General features: G+C 45.5%; 17 protein-coding genes. 1 reads left to right on the top strand and 16 read right to left on the bottom strand.

The window, feature by feature from the left end; translation table 11 throughout:
- The 7 genes from GCU48_RS18480 to ilvB all read right to left on the bottom strand — a co-directional run bounded on the left by GCU48_RS18480 (position 1) and on the right by ilvB (position 7,878).
- Positions 1-417, bottom strand: coding sequence for a hypothetical protein (locus tag GCU48_RS18480; protein WP_007429530.1), 417 nt, complete (start codon positions 415-417; stop codon positions 1-3).
- 254 nt (positions 418-671) lie between these two features.
- Positions 672-1,211 carry a peroxiredoxin gene (locus GCU48_RS18475; protein WP_007429529.1) on the bottom strand — a complete coding sequence of 180 codons (540 nt, stop codon included), beginning with the start codon at positions 1,209-1,211 and terminating at the stop codon, positions 672-674.
- A 339-nt stretch (positions 1,212-1,550) separates the two neighbouring features.
- Positions 1,551-2,627 (bottom strand): 3-isopropylmalate dehydrogenase, encoded by a 1,077-nt coding sequence (gene leuB / locus GCU48_RS18470; protein ID WP_152381012.1) that lies wholly within the window; start codon positions 2,625-2,627, stop codon positions 1,551-1,553.
- Positions 2,628-2,821: 194 nt separating this feature from the next.
- Entirely contained in the window at positions 2,822-4,363 is a 1,542-nt protein-coding gene (locus GCU48_RS18465) for a 2-isopropylmalate synthase (RefSeq protein ID WP_025717930.1), read from the bottom strand.
- A 126-nt stretch (positions 4,364-4,489) separates the two neighbouring features.
- Positions 4,490-5,482: a ketol-acid reductoisomerase gene (gene ilvC / locus GCU48_RS18460; protein WP_007429526.1), complete on the bottom strand. Its 993-nt coding sequence runs from the start codon at positions 5,480-5,482 to the stop codon at positions 4,490-4,492.
- Between the two features lie 163 nt (positions 5,483-5,645).
- Positions 5,646-6,131 (bottom strand): acetolactate synthase small subunit, encoded by a 486-nt coding sequence (ilvN, locus tag GCU48_RS18455; RefSeq protein WP_025717929.1) that lies wholly within the window; start codon positions 6,129-6,131, stop codon positions 5,646-5,648.
- A 1-nt stretch (position 6,132) separates the two neighbouring features.
- On the bottom strand, positions 6,133-7,878 hold the full coding sequence (ilvB, locus tag GCU48_RS18450; RefSeq protein WP_152381011.1) for a biosynthetic-type acetolactate synthase large subunit: 1,746 nt from the start codon (positions 7,876-7,878) through the stop codon (positions 6,133-6,135).
- 609 nt (positions 7,879-8,487) lie between these two features.
- Here ilvB and GCU48_RS18445 point away from each other — a divergent pair.
- Positions 8,488-8,928, top strand: coding sequence for a GNAT family N-acetyltransferase (locus GCU48_RS18445; protein WP_025717927.1), 441 nt, complete (start codon positions 8,488-8,490; stop codon positions 8,926-8,928).
- A 33-nt stretch (positions 8,929-8,961) separates the two neighbouring features.
- Here GCU48_RS18445 and GCU48_RS18440 read toward each other — a convergent pair whose 3' ends face one another.
- From GCU48_RS18440 to GCU48_RS18400, 9 genes are all read right to left on the bottom strand, one after another.
- Positions 8,962-9,297, bottom strand: coding sequence for a hypothetical protein (locus tag GCU48_RS18440; protein ID WP_152381010.1), 336 nt, complete (start codon positions 9,295-9,297; stop codon positions 8,962-8,964).
- A gap of 271 nt (positions 9,298-9,568) precedes the next feature.
- On the bottom strand, positions 9,569-10,528 hold the full coding sequence (locus GCU48_RS18435) for an ABC transporter permease (protein ID WP_025717925.1): 960 nt from the start codon (positions 10,526-10,528) through the stop codon (positions 9,569-9,571).
- Between the two features lies 1 nt (position 10,529).
- Entirely contained in the window at positions 10,530-11,609 is a 1,080-nt protein-coding gene (locus tag GCU48_RS18430) for an ABC transporter permease (RefSeq protein ID WP_025717924.1), read from the bottom strand.
- Positions 11,602-13,140: an ABC transporter ATP-binding protein gene (locus GCU48_RS18425; protein ID WP_152381009.1), complete on the bottom strand. Its 1,539-nt coding sequence runs from the start codon at positions 13,138-13,140 to the stop codon at positions 11,602-11,604. Before GCU48_RS18425 ends, GCU48_RS18430 begins: the two co-directional genes overlap by 8 nt.
- 137 nt (positions 13,141-13,277) lie before the next feature.
- Positions 13,278-14,315 (bottom strand): BMP family lipoprotein, encoded by a 1,038-nt coding sequence (locus GCU48_RS18420; protein WP_152381008.1) that lies wholly within the window; start codon positions 14,313-14,315, stop codon positions 13,278-13,280.
- A 371-nt stretch (positions 14,316-14,686) separates the two neighbouring features.
- Entirely contained in the window at positions 14,687-15,046 is a 360-nt protein-coding gene (gene rplT / locus GCU48_RS18415) for a 50S ribosomal protein L20 (RefSeq protein WP_007429517.1), read from the bottom strand.
- A 53-nt stretch (positions 15,047-15,099) separates the two neighbouring features.
- Positions 15,100-15,300 carry a 50S ribosomal protein L35 gene (rpmI, locus tag GCU48_RS18410; protein WP_007429516.1) on the bottom strand — a complete coding sequence of 67 codons (201 nt, stop codon included), beginning with the start codon at positions 15,298-15,300 and terminating at the stop codon, positions 15,100-15,102.
- A gap of 20 nt (positions 15,301-15,320) precedes the next feature.
- Positions 15,321-15,818 (bottom strand): translation initiation factor IF-3, encoded by a 498-nt coding sequence (gene infC, locus GCU48_RS18405; protein ID WP_007429515.1) that lies wholly within the window; start codon positions 15,816-15,818, stop codon positions 15,321-15,323.
- A gap of 317 nt (positions 15,819-16,135) precedes the next feature.
- A complete protein-coding gene (locus GCU48_RS18400) occupies positions 16,136-17,374 on the bottom strand; it encodes a glycosyltransferase family 2 protein (protein ID WP_152381007.1) in 1,239 nt (412 codons plus the stop codon).
- Between the last annotated feature and the right edge of the window lie 576 nt (positions 17,375-17,950).

Raw genomic sequence — 17,950 nt, 5'->3', positions numbered from 1 at the left:
TCAACTGCCGCTCTTATTATGTTGAAGCCGGGATCGTCTTTGGCTCATAACAGCCAGTCTTCTCTTAAGCTCTCCCTGCCATTTTTCATCATTCATCTGTTTGGCTACCATCAATAAATCAAGCGACATGTCAATTTGACGCTTCACAATTTCAAATGCATCTTCGCTCTCACGATTTACACAGTTTTCAAATATAGTATCATCATCTTCCATGACATAATCCTGAAAGTCAATCTCGCTTGCCCCATCTCCATGTGCATATTCAGCCAAAATTTCATACTCATTTTCGACTTTATAATGAACTTCAATGCGACGACATACCGGGCAAAACAGCAAAGGAACATTATGGACTTGGGTACGGTAATGCTTCAGCGTTCCCTTGGTTCCTACCATGCTTGCTCCACAGCAATAACTCATCCGGGCTCAGCCTCCTCTGAACAAAACCTGTTCTGCCTTGTTATCTTCTACACTACCTTATTCGCTTTCGTCAGCCAAAATTCCTCTAGGACATAACAACATTTCCATAATTATTTGTTACTTTTCTCTGTATTACTCCATGTAAACCGGCTTACCCTAATATTCTCACTGTATAACACAGGCAAGCAAGCCCCCAATATCGGTATAAAAACCGTTTGTTGGGGGCTTGCTTGTTCAATATTCAATATCTGTTATTACAGGTTTTTGTCGCCTGGTTTCCAGTTCATTGGGCACAAGCCACCGGATTGCAGAGCTTGCAGTACACGCAATGTTTCTTCTACACTGCGACCTACATCGTTGTGGTTAACCACTTGGTATTTCAATTCGCCTTCTGGATCAATGATGAACAAGCCGCGCAATGCAATGCCTTCTTCTTCGATCAGAACGCCATAATCGCTTGCTGTTTTTTTTGTGATGTCAGAGGCCAACGGGAAGTTCAGTTTGCCCAGACCGTTATTTTCTTTAGCTGTGTTAATCCATGCTTTGTGACTGTGTACAGAGTCTACACTGATACCCAGAATTTCAGTATCCAGCTCTTTGAATTGGTCAGCAGCATCGCTCAATGCTGTAATCTCCGTTGGGCACACAAAAGTGAAATCCAGTGGATAAAAGAAAAATACGAGCCATTTGCCACGGTAATCGGAAAGCTTCACCGAACCAAATTCTTGACCGTCCCCACTCACTGTTTCCAATGCAAAATCAGGTGCAGGTCTTCCTACCAATCTTTCTGCCATAACATGAAATCCTCCTTTAAAATATGTAAGAAAAACACCAATTGTGTTCTCCTCAATCATCTGTATTGTATTAACAGCTTACTTGATAAATGTTATCACTCGCACAATTCAAAGTCAATATTGTAACCATTACTTTTTTATAATTATTTTAAACTAGAAGGAAAATTCATGATTTATACACATTTGGTATCTTACACTTCCCCATACACAAGCAGCCCCTGATTACTCAGGAGCTGCCCAGGGCTAACATTTGCTGTAATAGCATTACTATATAATTGACTGTATAAGCTTACTATATAATAGGTAGCTTTTTTTCAAAACAGGTACACTTATGGGCTTTTAGCGAATAGCTGCTGCGATCAGGTCACCCATTTGAGTTGTCGAGATGGCTTGAGATTTATCCACTGCAATATCCGCTGTACGATGTCCTGCATCCAGTACCTCAGCTACCGCTTTCTCAATAGCATCAGCCGCTTTCTCATACCCGAAGGTGAGTCGGAACATCAAAGCAACGGACAAAATCGTTGCAATCGGATTTGCCAGTCCTTGTCCTGCAATGTCCGGCGCCGAGCCGTGCACTGGCTCGTACAGACCAAAGCTGCCTTCTCCGAGTGATGCAGAGGACAGCATACCGATAGACCCGGTCAGCATAGCCGCTTCATCACTAAGAATGTCACCAAACATATTTTCCGTCACGATGACGTCAAAGCTGGATGGACGACGCAGCAATTGCATTGCACAGTTATCCACCAAAACATGCTCCAACTCTACATCTGGATAATCTACAGCGACCCGGTTAACTACTTCGCGCCATAAACGGGAGGTTTCCAGTACGTTAGCCTTGTCTACCGATGCAAGCTTTTTGCGACGTTTTTGTGCAATCTCGAAAGATTGACGAACAATCCGTTCTACTTCCGTTACATTATATGCACAGGTATCAACTGCCTCCTCACCCTGAGCGCTCTCACGTCTGAACTTCTCACCGAAATAGATACCGCCCGTCAGCTCACGCACGACGATCAGATCTGTTCCTTCCAATACCTCTGGCTTCAGTGTAGAAGCGTCCTTAAGACAATCAAAGACGACAGCGGGACGAAGATTCGAAAACAGGCCGAGCTCTTTACGAATACCCAGCAGGCCGGTTTCAGGACGAAGTTCCTTAGGATTGTTATCCCATTGTGACCCACCTACCGCCCCCAACAATACAGCATCTGCAGATTGACATACAGCCAGTGTTTCTTCGGGCAATGGTGTTCCCTTTTTATCAATAGCGATTCCGCCAAACAGCGCATGCTCTGTTTCAAATGAAAGACCAAACACTTCTTCCGTGCGTTTCAAAATTTTCTCCGCCTCAGCGACCACTTCCGGTCCGATGCCATCACCAGCTATTACCGCAATCTTTTTCACGTCTGCCATCACGTACACTCCTCTTGTTATACAGCCATATGGGCGTATTTTTCATATCTTCTTTGTAACATATATGACAGGACTTTGACTAAGATATAGAATCTATCAATTCAATAGTCTTTGCCTATAAGCTGGATTTTCTATTTACATATAACAAAACAGGACCGGGAACACCCAATCCTGTAATATCAATCACTTCAAATTTAGGACTTGTAATCTACGCGATTGCTGTAGTTTGTACGCTTGTCAATCAAACCGTTCAGCGCATCCACGTAAGCCCGGGCACTCGCTTCCAGAATATCAGTGCTTACGCCACGTCCCTGCACAGACAGCCCGTTTTGAGTCAACACCACATGCACTTCACCCAAAGCATCCTTACCATGGGTAACAGACTTGATGGAGTAATCCGAAAGTACAACGCTCTCGCCGCTGGCTTGATCAATTGCATTGTAGATCGCATCGACAGAACCGTTCCCTTCAGCCTCTGTCTCAATAATCTGACCTGTGTCGTTAACCAGACTCACTTTGGCAGAAGGCGTAGCCTCATTGCCATAAGTTACGAAAATCGTTTTCAGCTTGAAGACTTCAGGTGTATCTGCCAGTTTTTCTTCCAGCAACGCCAGGATATCATCATCCGATACTTCCTTCTTCTTGTCAGCCAAGTCCTTGAACTGCCCGAAAGCACGGTTCAGTTCTTCCTCGCTCAATTCGTAGCCCAGCTCAATCAAACGCTCGCGGAAGGCATGACGTCCGGAGTGCTTGCCCAGAACCAGCTTGCTTTCCTTCAGACCGATACTTTCCGGCGTCATGATTTCATAGGTTGTTTTTTCCTTCAGCATGCCGTCCTGATGAATACCTGATTCATGGGCAAAAGCATTCGCACCAACAATCGCCTTGTTACCCGGTACCACCATCCCGGTCAAACGGCTGACCAAACGGCTCGTACGGGCAATTTCAGACAATTGCAAAGACGTTTTGGCCTGGAAAAACTCCTGTCTCGTTTCCAGCGCCATTGCAATCTCCTCAATAGCTGTATTTCCAGCACGCTCGCCAATGCCATTAATGGTTCCCTCAATCTGATCGGCCCCGTTCAGGATGGCAGCCAGCGTATTAGCGGTAGCCATGCCCAGATCATTGTGGCAATGCGCACTCAGCTGAATCTTTTCCACATCAACTACATTTTCCTTGATATGCTTGAAAATATTGCCGTATTCATAAGGTGTCAAGTAGCCTACTGTATCTGGAATGTTAACGACAGACGCACCTTCCTGTACAGCCATAGTGACCATTTCAACTACAAAATCAAGCTCTGTACGACCTGCATCCTCCAAAGAAAACTCCACTTTGGGCAAATACTTTAGCCCGTAGCGAATGGCTGAACGTGCGGTTTCCAACACCTGTGCCTTCTCCATCCGCAGCTTATGCTGACGGTGAATCGGAGAGGTCGCCAAGAAGATATGGATACATGGGTCCTGGGCTCCCTTGAGCGCCTCGCGAACCGCGTCAATATCCTGCTCCCTTGCACGTGAAAGGCCAATGACTGTTGAATTTTTGACAGCCTTTGCAACTGCATTAACGGCGGCCAAATCCCCTGGTGATGCAGCCGGGAATCCAGCTTCCATACGGTCAATACCCAGTTTTTCCAACTGATGGGCAATCTCTACTTTCTCACGGGTATTCAAATTCACGCCCGGTGACTGTTCTCCGTCTCTCAACGTTGTGTCAAATATATATATTTTGCGCAACGTAACGCACCTCCCTCAGGATTAGGACCTTTAAATTACAATGCGGCTCACGCAATAAGCAGGGCCGCATTGTAATTTAAACTTTATGAATAAATCATTTTATGGAATTCATTGTACAAAAAGAGATTATTTCTTGATCCAATGCATCATTTCACGCAGTTGTCCGCCCACCACTTCAATCGGATGGTTAGCTTCGTTACGACGAGTAGCCGTCAGGAATGCGCGTCCGGATTGATTTTCAAGGATAAAGTCACGAGCAAATTTACCTTGCTGGATATCAGTCAATACTTCCTTCATCGCTTTCTTCGTATCTTCTGTTACCACACGTGGTCCAGTTACATAATCACCATATTCCGCTGTATTACTGATGGAATCGCGCATCGTTGCCAATCCGCCTTCATACATCAGGTCAACAATCAGCTTAAGCTCATGCAAGCATTCGAAGTAAGCCATCTCAGGAGCATATCCTGCTTCAGTTAGTGTTTCGAAACCTGCTTTTACGAGTGCGCTCACGCCGCCACACAATACCGCCTGCTCACCGAACAGGTCCGTTTCCGTTTCTTCACGGAAGGAGGTTTCGATTACGCCCGCACGTGTACAGCCAATGCCTTTTGCGTAAGCAAGACCGATTTCCTTAGCTTGGCCCGTTGCATCCTGCTCAATTGCGATCAGGCCCGGTACGCCAAAACCTTCTACATAGGTACGACGTACCATATGTCCTGGGGATTTTGGAGCAACCAGCAATACATCACTATCTTTAGGAGCTACGATTTGTCCGAAATGAACATTAAAACCATGGGAGAACAGAAGAGCTGCACCTTTTTTCAGGTTAGGTTCAATTTCATTTTTGTACACAGAAGCTTGTGTCTCATCCGGCAACAAAATTTGAACCACATCTGCACGGCTTGTTGCATCAGCTACGTTCAGAACTTCAAAACCGTCGTTTCTTGCGACATCGGCTGATTTGCCTTCACGCAAACCAATAACAACATTCACACCACTGTCACGCAGGTTTTGTGCTTGAGCATGTCCTTGGCTACCGTAACCGATAACGGCAACTGTTTTTCCTTTCAATACGCTAAGTTCTGCATCTTTTTCGTAGTACGTTGTAACTGCCATGGTTAATTTCCTCCTTTTAATTGGACCCTTCATAATGAGCGGGTACTCCAAGAGACTTTACCTCGCAAACGGTATCTCCAAATCCCTTCGAGCCCCCGCTCTTATGCGGGCGGTTCTTTATTGATGTAATGCGCTATAAGCGGTAATCCGTTAAAGCTCCATATTAAGCATTGCCACGTATCATCGCTGTAACCCCGGTTCGGGTGAGTTCACGAATACCGTATGGCTTCAACAGCTCGATCATGGCGTCTATTTTTTCGGTATCACCAATGACCTGAACGATCAGGCTCGTCGTTCCAACATCAATTACAGCTGCTCTGAATGTTTCCACCACACCCATGATTTCTGGTCGTTGAGGTGGCTCTGCCTTTACCTTGATCATCGCCAATTCACGAGCAACCATCGGCTTTGAACTGAGATCAATGACCTTGATTACATCAATCAGCTTATAAAGCTGCTTTTCGATCTGCTCCAGGTTGTTCTCATCTCCTACAGTTACAATGACCATGCGGGATAAGCCAGCTTCTTCCGACTGACCAACGGTGATGCTCTCAATGTTAAAGCCACGGCGACCGAACAAGCCAGACACCCGCTGCAATACGCCGGGATGATCATTTACCAGTACAGCAATGGTATTTTTAGTCGTCATTTTACTCGTCCCCCATCAACATTTGATCAATTGTCGAACCTTGTGTCACCATCGGATATACATTCTCTTCCTTGCTGACTACAAACTCGACAACGACCGGTCCGGGTGTATCAAGCGCCTCCTGCCAAGCCCGACGTGCCTCTTCCTTATTTGTAGCACGCAGGCCTTTTACACCGTATGCTTCAGCCAGTTTCACAAAATCCGGACTTCCAGCCAGATCAATGTGACTATACCGATTGTCATAGATCAATTCCTGCCATTGACGAACCATCCCAAGTACCTGATTGTTAATGATTACGATTTTGACCGGGATGTTATTGATAGCACAGATGGCTAACTCCTGTGAACACATTTGCATACCGCCGTCACCGTTAATCGAGATCACCAATCTGTCGGGATTGGCCATCTGAGCACCAATCGCAGAAGGAAAACCAAAGCCCATCGTACCCAGTCCGCCAGATGTTACCCATGAGCGCGGCTGATTGAATTTGTAATACTGTGCTGCCCACATTTGATGCTGACCCACGTCGGTCGTAACGATTGCGCCGCCCTTGGTTGTTTCATCCAGCAACTCGATAACCCATTGTGGCTTGAGCACTGTATCGGAATCCTTGTAAGAATAAGGCTTTTCGTTCTTCCATTGCTGAATTTGCGCTCTCCATGCATCTGCCTGATCTGCGCGTTTCACATCCTGATTCAGCAATTCCAGTACCGCCTTCACGTCGCCTACAATTGGAATATCGGTCGCAACGTTTTTTCCAATTTCAGCAGGGTCGATATCAATGTGGACGATTTTGGCTTGTGGAGCAAATCCGTCCAGTTTGCCTGTCACCCGATCATCAAAGCGAGCACCGATACAGATCAGCAAATCCGACTGTTGAATAGCCTGATTGGAGGTGTACGTTCCGTGCATACCCGGCATTCCTGTCCACAACTCGTGTCCGCTCGGGAAAGCTCCCAGCCCCAGCAATGTTGTCGTAATCGGAATTTCCGTTTTACGAACAAACTCGTAAAGTGACTCATGTCCACCAGAGTATACAACCCCGCCACCGGCCAGAATGAACGGGCGTTCTGCCTCGGAAATGGCCTGAGTCAGCTTGTCTAGTTGAATTTTATTAGGCAGCACTGTCGGGTTATAGCCCCGCATGATCACAGGTCCCGTTTGTGGGGCAAACAGCGTTTGGGCTGCCGAAATATCCTTCGGAATATCAATTAGCACCGGTCCCTTGCGGCCTGTGTTGGCAATATGAAATGCCTCATGGATGATCCGCGGCAGTTCCTCTACATCTCTTACCAAATAGCTGTGCTTCGTAATCGGCATTGTAATCCCCGTGATATCAGCTTCCTGAAAAGCATCCGTGCCGATCAGGGAGGATATAACATTACCCGTGATGACCACCAACGGTACCGAATCCATAAAAGCCGTCGCAATACCAGTTACCAGGTTTGTCGCACCAGGTCCGGATGTCGCGATACAAACCCCAACTTTTCCGCTTGCTCGTGCATAACCATCTGCCGCATGAATAGCTCCTTGCTCGTGACGGGTGAGGACATGCTTGAAATCCTCAAAGCCATACATGGCATCATAAATATAAAGCACTGCACCACCAGGGTATCCGAAGACACAATCTACTCCCTCCAGCAACAGGCTACGGAGCAAAATTTCCGAACCTGTAATCACTTCAGGTTCCATCCACTTTTGACGTAATTCATCGGTTGACCGAACTTCAGGAATTTGTGCACTCATTGGTCATCCTCCTTTACAAAATTTACATACAGCTGACATTTGTGAAAACAAAAAAACCTTCCATCCCTAGAACAGACTTGCTGTTACTGAGGGACGAAAGGCTGTAGCTTCCGTGGTACCACCCGTGTTTGCCCGATATCTCACAATATCGAACCTTGGCAGGTACAGAAATCACAAAGGATTCCCATATCTGGCGTCTGTAACGTAGACCGTACGATTTTCCCTAATAGGGATTTAGCGACCGTTAAATTTCATCGGGGCCAAATACTTTTCAGGAAAACAGCTCCAAGGTGAGCTCGTTAAAAAGGGATTTTGGTGAAGCTTGCAGCTAATGCCTCACTCTCTGAACAAAAGAGCCCTAATCACTTCGTCCTCTTCATTGCCGTTGAGTTCATGATTCTTTCAAATGTTTAGACACATTATATGTCCCCCATCTGGGATAGTCAATACCAGATTTCATAAAAATTTATGTTTATCTTTTGCAGCACCTCATAGTAGCACGCATGTAACCGGTACCCGCATATTATAAAAAGACCACACGGTAAGACGGGTGTACACCTCCAAAGCCACGTCTTGTCTTGTTAACAGGGTAGAAAAGGAGGCCCGTTTATGATTCGCAAACGCGTTGCTCAGGATGATACGGTGATCTTCCGTCTGATCGAGCAGGAGCTTGTCCCCCTATCACATTTAAGCGCCCAAGACATGGAGCAAATACGAAAAGAATTACCCCGGCGCTTAAACCGGGGCATCACTTTTGTGGCTTGCAGGCCGGATAATGCACAGGTTGTTGGCTTCATTCATGTTATGCTGCATGGAGAGCTGTTATACATTGATTTGATCGCAATTTCTTCAGCTCATCAAGGTAAGCACTACGGAAAAAAATTACTGGAGTATGCCGAGCACTACGGACGAATGCGACGCTGCAAGCGGGCTAAAGTCATGGTGGACGAAGACAATATCCGGGGAATCCATTTTTATCTGCGTCACCAATATCATATGCTGCGATACGTAGCCCTGAGCCGATGCCACGAACTTGAAAAATCACTGTGAAAAGCGGCCTCTTTGGATCATGATCTTGTTATCCTAAAATAAATTGGGGTAATACGGATAACCTACTCCGGGGTACCCAGGACCAGACTGAGGACCATATCCCGATGCACCATAACCTGGTCCGTAACCGTTATATCCACCTCCGTAGGCACCAATGTATGGGGCCGTACCGATGGCAAGCAAGTCAAACAGCACCAGGGGAATAATCGCCTTCGTGTTGACCTTTTTCTTGCGGTTGGGTTGAAGAACCAGTCGGTTACCCGAAATGCGGATCAGCTTGCCGCTGACCTGGGAACCATCCTTGCGAGTAGCGAAGATGACTTTGCCGACAAGCTTCTCCACCTGCTTTCTGGTTACTGCCTGTTTCATCGCATTTCCTCCTTCTTTCTCAACGAATGGACAGATTGAACGGCTCCTTGATAGCTCACCACCACCACAAAATAGACTGGAGCTGACAGGGGCCGAGCGTCCGTCCAATCTGCATAGCACATTCTATTCTCTTCATACCAGAAGCGTATGTTTAAATGCCTGCACAACCTAAAAAATCTAGTACCTGCAGATGCAGATACCAGATTTTCAGATGTCCAATTTACAGTTTTAAAACATACCGCAGTCAGCCGTTGGTGAGTTATTAACGTTACTAACGCTTGCTTGGATCATAAAGTTGACCCAATGCAGCCGGAGCCCGTGACCGGCCTACAGCTGCTACCAGTACAATAATCGTCAAGAGATATGGCAGCATAAAAATAATTTCCTGGGGAATACTTTGCGACCATGCAAACAATTGTACATAGTTGCGAATAGCTTGTGAAAAACCGAAAAACACGGCCGCGCCAAAAGCACCGAGTGGATTCCATTTACCAAAAATCATGGCGGCAATAGCAATATACCCCTGGCCTGAAACTGTATTGTGCGAGAACATATTGGTTGTAGTCAGGGTGATCGTAGCTCCACCAATACCAGCCAGCGCACCACTGATCATAACGCCGATATAACGAAGGCGATTAACCTTGATCCCTACTGTATCCGCTGCACCTGGATGCTCCCCAACCGAACGCAAACGCAAGCCAAACGGAGTTTTATACAAGACGAAATATCCAATAATAACCAACAAAATAGCCAGGTACGTCGTTGGATATGCCTGGAAAATGGCTTTCCCTGCAATTGGAATATCCACAAGATAAGGAATGGAGATTTCGTTAAAACCCTGAATACGACCGGTGTCACCATCACCTTCAAATAAAAGCTTGACCATGTATAGCGTACTACCTGCCGCCAGAAAGTTAATGACAATCCCGCTTATGACTTGATCGGCTTTAAACGTAATCGAAGCTACAGCATGAATCAACGAAACCAGTATACCGAACACCGCAGCCGATAGCACACCTACCCAAGCTGCAGAGGTCCCTCCCAGCCCCGCTTGTTCGGCATAAAATCCGCCGACACCAGCCGCAAACGCCCCGAATACCATAAGTCCTTCCAACCCGAGGTTCGTTACACCTGATTTTTCTGAAAAAACTCCGCCGAGAGACGCAAATATAATCGCCGTCGCAAAAACGAGCGTTGTATGGATTAATTCACCAAGTGTTAACCAACTCATTTTACAACACCTTCTCTTTCTTCCGCTTGGAGTAGAGCGGCTTCACAACCCAACGCACAATTCCTTGGGCCGCAATGAAGAAAATAATCGAGCCAATGACCACCCGGATAATTTCGGGCGGTACATCTGCGCTAAAGCTCATCCCCGCGGAACCATACGTAAGCGTTCCGAACAAAACAGAGCCCAGCAGCACGCCGAACGGATTATTCATTCCGATCAGAGCCACGGCGATACCGTCAAATCCGGTTCCTGGTGATCCGGCCATGACGGATTGGTAATGGAATACCCCTAACACTTCAAATGCACCCGCCAATCCTGCAAAAACACCGCTAATAAACATCGCTTTTACGATATTACGGTTTACGTTCATACCAGCATAACGGGATGCATCCTGATTAAATCCAACAGCCCGAAGCTCATAGCCCTGCTTTGTTTTCCACATGAAAATATAGAAAAACACCGCCGCCAGCAAAGCAATAACCGTACCCCAATGGACCCGGGCATTTCCCATCATCTGCGATAACCAATCAATGGAAATGGAAGCTGAAGGCTGAATGTCGACCGAACGATTTTCACCCTCCATTAATGCGAACTGATTAATGACCAGGTTGGCCAAATACAGACCGATCCAGTTCATCATAATGCATGTAATAACTTCATTTACGCCTCGCTTAGCCTTCAAATAGCCCGCAATCGCAGCCCACAGGCCACCGAAAACTGCCCCTGCAATTACAGCCAGCGGAGCATGAATGATAGCAGGCAGTCCATGAAGCTTGATGCCTACGATTGAAGCGGCTGTCATGCCTACCAGAAACTGACCTTCACCACCAATGTTAAACAGTCCGGCGCGAGCTGCAAAAGCAAATGCCAGCCCCGTCAAAATCAATGGGGTCATTTCACGGATAGCCTCGCCAAAGTTGTATGAATCTCCGTATACACGGCTAAACAAAGCGGAATAAGCCACAATGGGATCGTACCCGCCAATCAGCATCACAACAGCACCCAGAAGAAGACCCAAAATAATAGAGACCAGTGCCAGTACAAAGGAGTCTTTCGTAAATATTTTCAATAGGTTAGCCATTCTCTGCTCCTTTCTTCACTGCACTTCCTGCCATCATAAGTCCCAATTCCTGGTCATTCGTTTCTTCCGGCAGCACTTCCCCGACAATCTTGCCCTCATAGATGACAGCAATTCGATCGGACACATTCATAATCTCATCCAGTTCAAAAGAAATAAGAAGGACCGCTTTACCTTGATCCCGCTGAGCAATCAGTTGTTTCTGGACAAACTCAATGGCTCCGACATCCAGACCGCGTGTAGGCTGCGCTGCAATAAGAAGATCCGGGTTCTTGTCAATTTCACGCGCAATGATAGCCTTTTGCTGATTTCCCCCAGACAACGCTCTTGCCTTTGTGTGAATATCTGGTGTTCTTACATCGAACTTCTCGATGAGACTTTTTGCCTGTTTATCGATCGCTTCTTTGTTCAAAAAGCCATTTTTACTGTATGGTGCTTGATAATACGTCTCCAGCACCATATTTTCACTCATGGAAAAATCAAGCACCAGCCCATGTTTATGGCGGTCCTCCGGTATATGCGAAACACCTGCCTCGGAAATTTTGCGTGGCGACTGATTTGTAATCTCTTGCCCAAGCAATTGAATGCTTCCACCATCGACCTTGCGCAAGCCTGTCAAGGCTTCAATCAGCTCACTTTGTCCATTGCCGTCTACGCCAGCAATCCCCAAAATTTCGCCCGCCTTAACCTTCAGGTTCAACTCATTCAGAACACTAATGCCATCCTTGTTTTTAGAGACCACATTGTTCATTTCCAGTACAGTCTGTCCTGGCTGTGCACGCTGCTTGTCCACTTTAAAGGACACACGACGACCTACCATTTTCTCGGCCAGCTCATTCGGTGTTGTTGCTGACGTTTTGACCGTATCAATAACCTGACCTCGACGAATAATGGTAACTGTATCTGCAATTTGCATGATTTCTTTGAGCTTATGCGTGATAAGAATGATAGATTTACCTTCAGCTACCAAGCGCTTCATAATGTCCAGCAGCTCAGTGATTTCTTGTGGTGTTAGTACTGCTGTAGGCTCGTCGAAAATGAGAATATCTGCACCGCGATAGAGAGTTTTGATAATTTCCACACGTTGCTGCATACCGACCGATATATCCTCAATTTTGGCATTCGGGTTTACCTGCAGGCCATATTGCTCAGACAACCTCTGTACTTCGGCGGCAGCCTTTTTATAATTGATTTTCAGACCCTTACGAGGCTCGGAGCCCAAGACAATATTTTCGGTAACGGTAAACGGCTGTACAAGCTTAAAATGCTGATGCACCATGCCGATCCCCAGATCAATCGCCTTATTGGGGCTATCAATCTGCACTGGTTTACCACCGACTTCAATCGTCCCTTCTTCCGGCTGATACAGTCCGAAAAGAATATTCATAAGCGTAGATTTACCCGCGCCATTCTCGCCCAAAAGGGCATGAATTTCTCCCTTATGCAGCTTGATGCTGATAGAGTCGTTGGCAACGATGCCAGGGAATCGTTTTGTAATGTTCTTCAACTCAACGACGGGGGTCGCTGCATCCATGAAATCACCCTTATACACTTTATAGTATGTGCTCCAATGAGCTGACTGACCTTTATGATTCGTATAACTCCAGACGTAAGAACAAGGCTAGTCTTATGAACCAGCCTTGTCTCCACCTCTATGTTCTTCAAATCCAATTATTTCGAAGGAACTGTAATTTCGCCTTTAATAATTTTTTGCTTATATTGTTCTACAAGATCAAGTACGTCTTTAGGGACATTTTTCGTCGATGTATCCGCCAGACCGATTCCGTTATCCTTCAAAGTCAGTGTTTCAACACCACCCTTGAACTTACCGTCAACAACTTCCTTAGATACACGTTTTACAGCTTCATCCACATGTTTCACCATGGATGTCAACGTTACGTCGTCACCAAACTCAAGGGATTGGTCTTTATCTACACCGATAACCCATACTTGCTGCCCTTGTTGCTTACGTGCGAGTGCTTCGTTAAATACGCCTGTACCCGATCCGCCAGCTGCGTGGAAAATAATGTCCGCACCGTCATTGTAGATCGTTGCAGCCGCTGCTTTACCCAGATCCGGCTTATCAAATGCGCCTGTGTAGTTTACTTCCAATTTTGCATTTGGATTTACAGCTTTAATCCCCGCTTCAAAGCCCTTTTCAAAACGCTTGATCAGCGGGCTGTCTTGTCCACCCACAAAACCAATTTTGTTTGTTTTGGTAAGCTTTCCAGCTACAACCCCCACCAGGAAGGAACCTTCATTTTCAGCAAAAACAACCGATTTTACGTTAGGCGCATCCACGACACTGTCGATAATCGCCAGATTTTTGTTCGGGTTTTCTTTTGCTACTTGTCCAATCGCATTCGCCAGATTAAAACCGATTCCCCAAGTCAGGTTAAAATCACCCTTAACAAATTGGTTCAGGTTAGGAATATAATCTTGATCCGATTTACTTTGCAGGTATTTAACTTTAGCACCTGTATCTTTCCCAGTCGCTTGCAGTGCTTCCCAAGCAGATTGGTTAAACGATTTGTCGTTTACTCCACCCACATCTGTAACCATGCCGATTTGGACATTTGATGTTTTGGCAGAACTGCCTGTGTCTCCACCACTTGCGTTGGACGCACCTTGATTTTTGTTACCGCAGCCTGCGAGAATGACCGAGATCGCCAGCAGCATAACCAAAGACATACTGAACATTTTCTTCATGCTGATACTGTTCCCCCTTAGTGTTAGATCCCTGGAACTGTCTCTTTTTCTTTGAAAATGGTACATGCTATACATGTCATTTACTGACGAGACAGATCGTACAGAAGACTTACTTTAGAGATTATACAATTATGATCGGCTAAAATCTAGATAATTAATAACCTGGGGTCAATTTTTTTTGGATTTTCATAAATGTAAGCGTTACAAAATTAAAAAAAAGCATACATTCTGCCATTACACGTCATATTTATTCGTATTTTGGAGAAAACAAGCCTTTTCGTATCACTTTATAGGTACAAAAAAAGGCATCCCTACACAGCTTACTGCTTGGGATACCTTTTTACCACATTCGCGGTCTCCACGCTCAATAATTAAGCGTTGATTTTGCCTTTAGCAACAGTTGCCAAAGAATTGAACGCATTGATATCGTTGACTGCAAGATCAGCCAAGATTTTGCGATTAATGTCCACACCAGCCAATTTCAGGCCGTGCATCAGTTTGCTGTAAGACAAACCATTCAAACGAGCTGCTGCATTGATACGCACGATCCACAGTCTGCGGAAATTACGTTTCGTCTGACGACGGTCACGGTATGCGTAAACAAGCGATTTCATTACCTGCTCGTTAGCTGTTTTAAAAATGCGGTGTTTAGAACCAAAATAACCTTTAGCAAGCTTCAATACTTTTTTATGACGACGACGAACGACGAATCCGCCCTTTACTCTTGCCATATCAAAAGACCTCCCAAATAATGTTTATGCTTTATTCATTGCCGAGCTATATGCTATTTGAGGTTAGCAAGACCTTGTTTCAGACGTCTAACATCCCCAGGTGCCATCTCAGGGTTAGTACCCAGAACACGTTTTGCGCGTTTGGATTTGTGGGAAAGCAGGTGATTTCTATAAGCTTTGTAACGAGTTACTTTACCAGTACCGGTAATCTTGAAGCGGCCTTTAAGGCTGCTATGTGTTTTCATTTTAGGCATTGAACTTCCTCCTTAATTTATCATTGACTCTTTGGAGCCAATATCATAATCATGCTGCGTCCTTCGAGCTTGGGTTGGCGCTCCACGGTACAAAGATCAGCAACTTCCGTTTTCACACGCTCAAGAATTTTTTGTCCCACATTAGCATGGGTAATCTCACGACCGCGGAAACGAACGGAGCATTTCACCTTGTCGCCTTCATTCAGGAACTTCACCACATTGCGAAACTTGGTCTGGTAGTCATGCTCCTCGATGTTGGAACGGAACCATACCTCTTTGATGTCAACGATCTTCTGGTTCTTACGGGCTTCCTTTTCTTTCTTCTGTTGCTCATAGCGGAATTTTCCGTAATCCATAATCCGACACACGGGCGGCTTCGCTTGAGGCGCCACGTTCACGAGATCCAAGTTTGCGTCAATCGCCATTTGCAGAGCTTCACGAGTCGGTTTAATCCCGATTTGTTCCCCGTTCGCACCAACCAGACGTACTTCTCTCACCCGAATCTCATCATTGATCATATGTTCCTTACTAATAACCCTCCACCTCCAGAACCTGTTATTTTTGTATTTTGTGTGTAGACACAAAAAAGGGATGACGACTATGCAGCCGACATCCCTGTCTGATACTCAATTCATCATGAAAGTTCAATTCACAAATCATTGGATCATGACCAGCCGGCAATACCGGACAGGTGAGAAGTCGGACCTTCTGCTTGTTAATCCGTATTTTTCATTAACATACTCATATATCCTATCATGTTGCAGGTGAGGTGTCAACACTTTTCCAAGAAACAAGTAACACCTCACCGGTCGGGTACATTGGTCCCGCTCCGCAACTATCCTTGCTTGCTCTGAACCTCTTCCAGACGAACGACACGCGTATGCTGAGTGTGGCTCCATTGCTTGTTGTTCTGTGTGAAGAACGCATAGAACGTAATTGGATACCACGAAACCAAATAGACTGGGAACAGCAGCAAGTAAAGATATACTTTTTTGAACGTGACCTTTTCCAGGATCATGGCGATCAAAAAGGTGATAATATTCAGACTCACAGCCACAAAACCGGTCCAAGCAGGGAATTGTACATAGATATTTTCAATATTGGGTCCACCAAATAATCCAATATCTACCCACATCGCTACTGTCATCAAGAAGGTGAACAGTACGATATACACGTTCAAACCATAAAGAGCCATATCGAATTTAATCAGGCTTCTATGCTTGATACTTTGCCACAGCAGCGGGAAGAAATAACGACGAGCGACCGTAAAATGACCCTGCATCCAGCGCAGACGCTGTCTGGACGAAGCTTTGAACGTCAACGGCTTCTCATCATATACCTTGGCATCGTAATTAAATCTTGGATATACATTGCGTTGTGTGCAACGCATGGTGAATTCCAAATCCTCTACCAGACTTGTTGCACCCCAACCCATTTCCTTGAGCAAATTCGTTTCAAAGCACATGCCTGTACCACCAAGAAAATTAGCCATATTCAGGTTGTGACGTGACAGCTGCCACAGACGGTTGATGTACCAGTAAGATACACCGTATGCGGCTGTGATCCAAGAATCCTCAGGATTTTTGGTATCAATGTACCCTTGGATAACACGGGCACCTGTGCACAAATCATTGTTCATTTCACTCAAAAAATTGGTATGCGCCAAATTGTCAGCATCAAACATGACAATGGCATCATATTGGCGCGGCATAGCCCATAATTCCTTGAGCATCCACTCGATGGCGTAGCCTTTACCACGCAAATTCGGATTCGTACGTTCACAAGCATTCATACCGTGAGCGCGAACGATGTCCGCTGTCTTATCCGTACAGTTATCACAAATCACGAATACATCGTATAGTTCCTTCGGATAGTCAAGCTCCTTCAAGTTTTCCATCAATGCTCCAACAACTTGTTCTTCATTGTGGGCAGCGACTAAAATGGCAAATGACTTTTCTGGAGCCGCATGCGCTTTTCTTTTTTTGCGTACCAACCCGAACAAGGAGAATGCAAACTGATAGACAGCGATCAACGCCAGTATAATCTGGAGCGTCACGAAAATAGCGTCTAACATAATCTCTTGTTACCCCCTTTTTATACCCCTTTAAAAATCTTGCGTTTATTTATTTTCTATCTGTGTAGCGCAAGTTCCGGCGCTTTTGTGCGCCTTTTCTGTAATTTTGACCCGACCCTTGCTTTCTTCATTGGCTGTGCGCAGCCCCCTTTTTGGCTGACACAGGAATGCCATTACGATTTTCGTTGGTTTTCAAACTTTTGTCAAAGCCTTAAAACTGGTCTCAGCAGCAAAAAAACACGACAAATTCCCGTTTAAGCAGGGAATGCGACGCTGAGCCTCTCATTCATAACGCGTAGGTCTTATTTTCGTCCATTTGCTAACTTTTTATTTCTTTGGTCCCTCCTTTTTGTGGGCCAATTAGGAACCACTTCTAACCACTCTATCTTATTAGACGGATGAACGCAAAGAAAGTTATACAATTCAGCTTATATTTCTTAAACATTTTTGTGTAGAATTGAACCATGTAAGTGGTGATTCTTGAAATGCATAGCGTTTAAAAATATGATGGGAGCAAGAGAATAATTACTTATGGCCTTATTCTGTCAAAGTGATTGAAAATATTTGCCGACCTAC

The sequence above is a fragment of the Paenibacillus brasilensis genome, from assembly GCF_009363115.1.
GTDB classification, from domain to species: domain Bacteria; phylum Bacillota; class Bacilli; order Paenibacillales; family Paenibacillaceae; genus Paenibacillus; species Paenibacillus brasilensis.
This window is presented reverse-complemented; position numbering and strand designations above follow the sequence as displayed.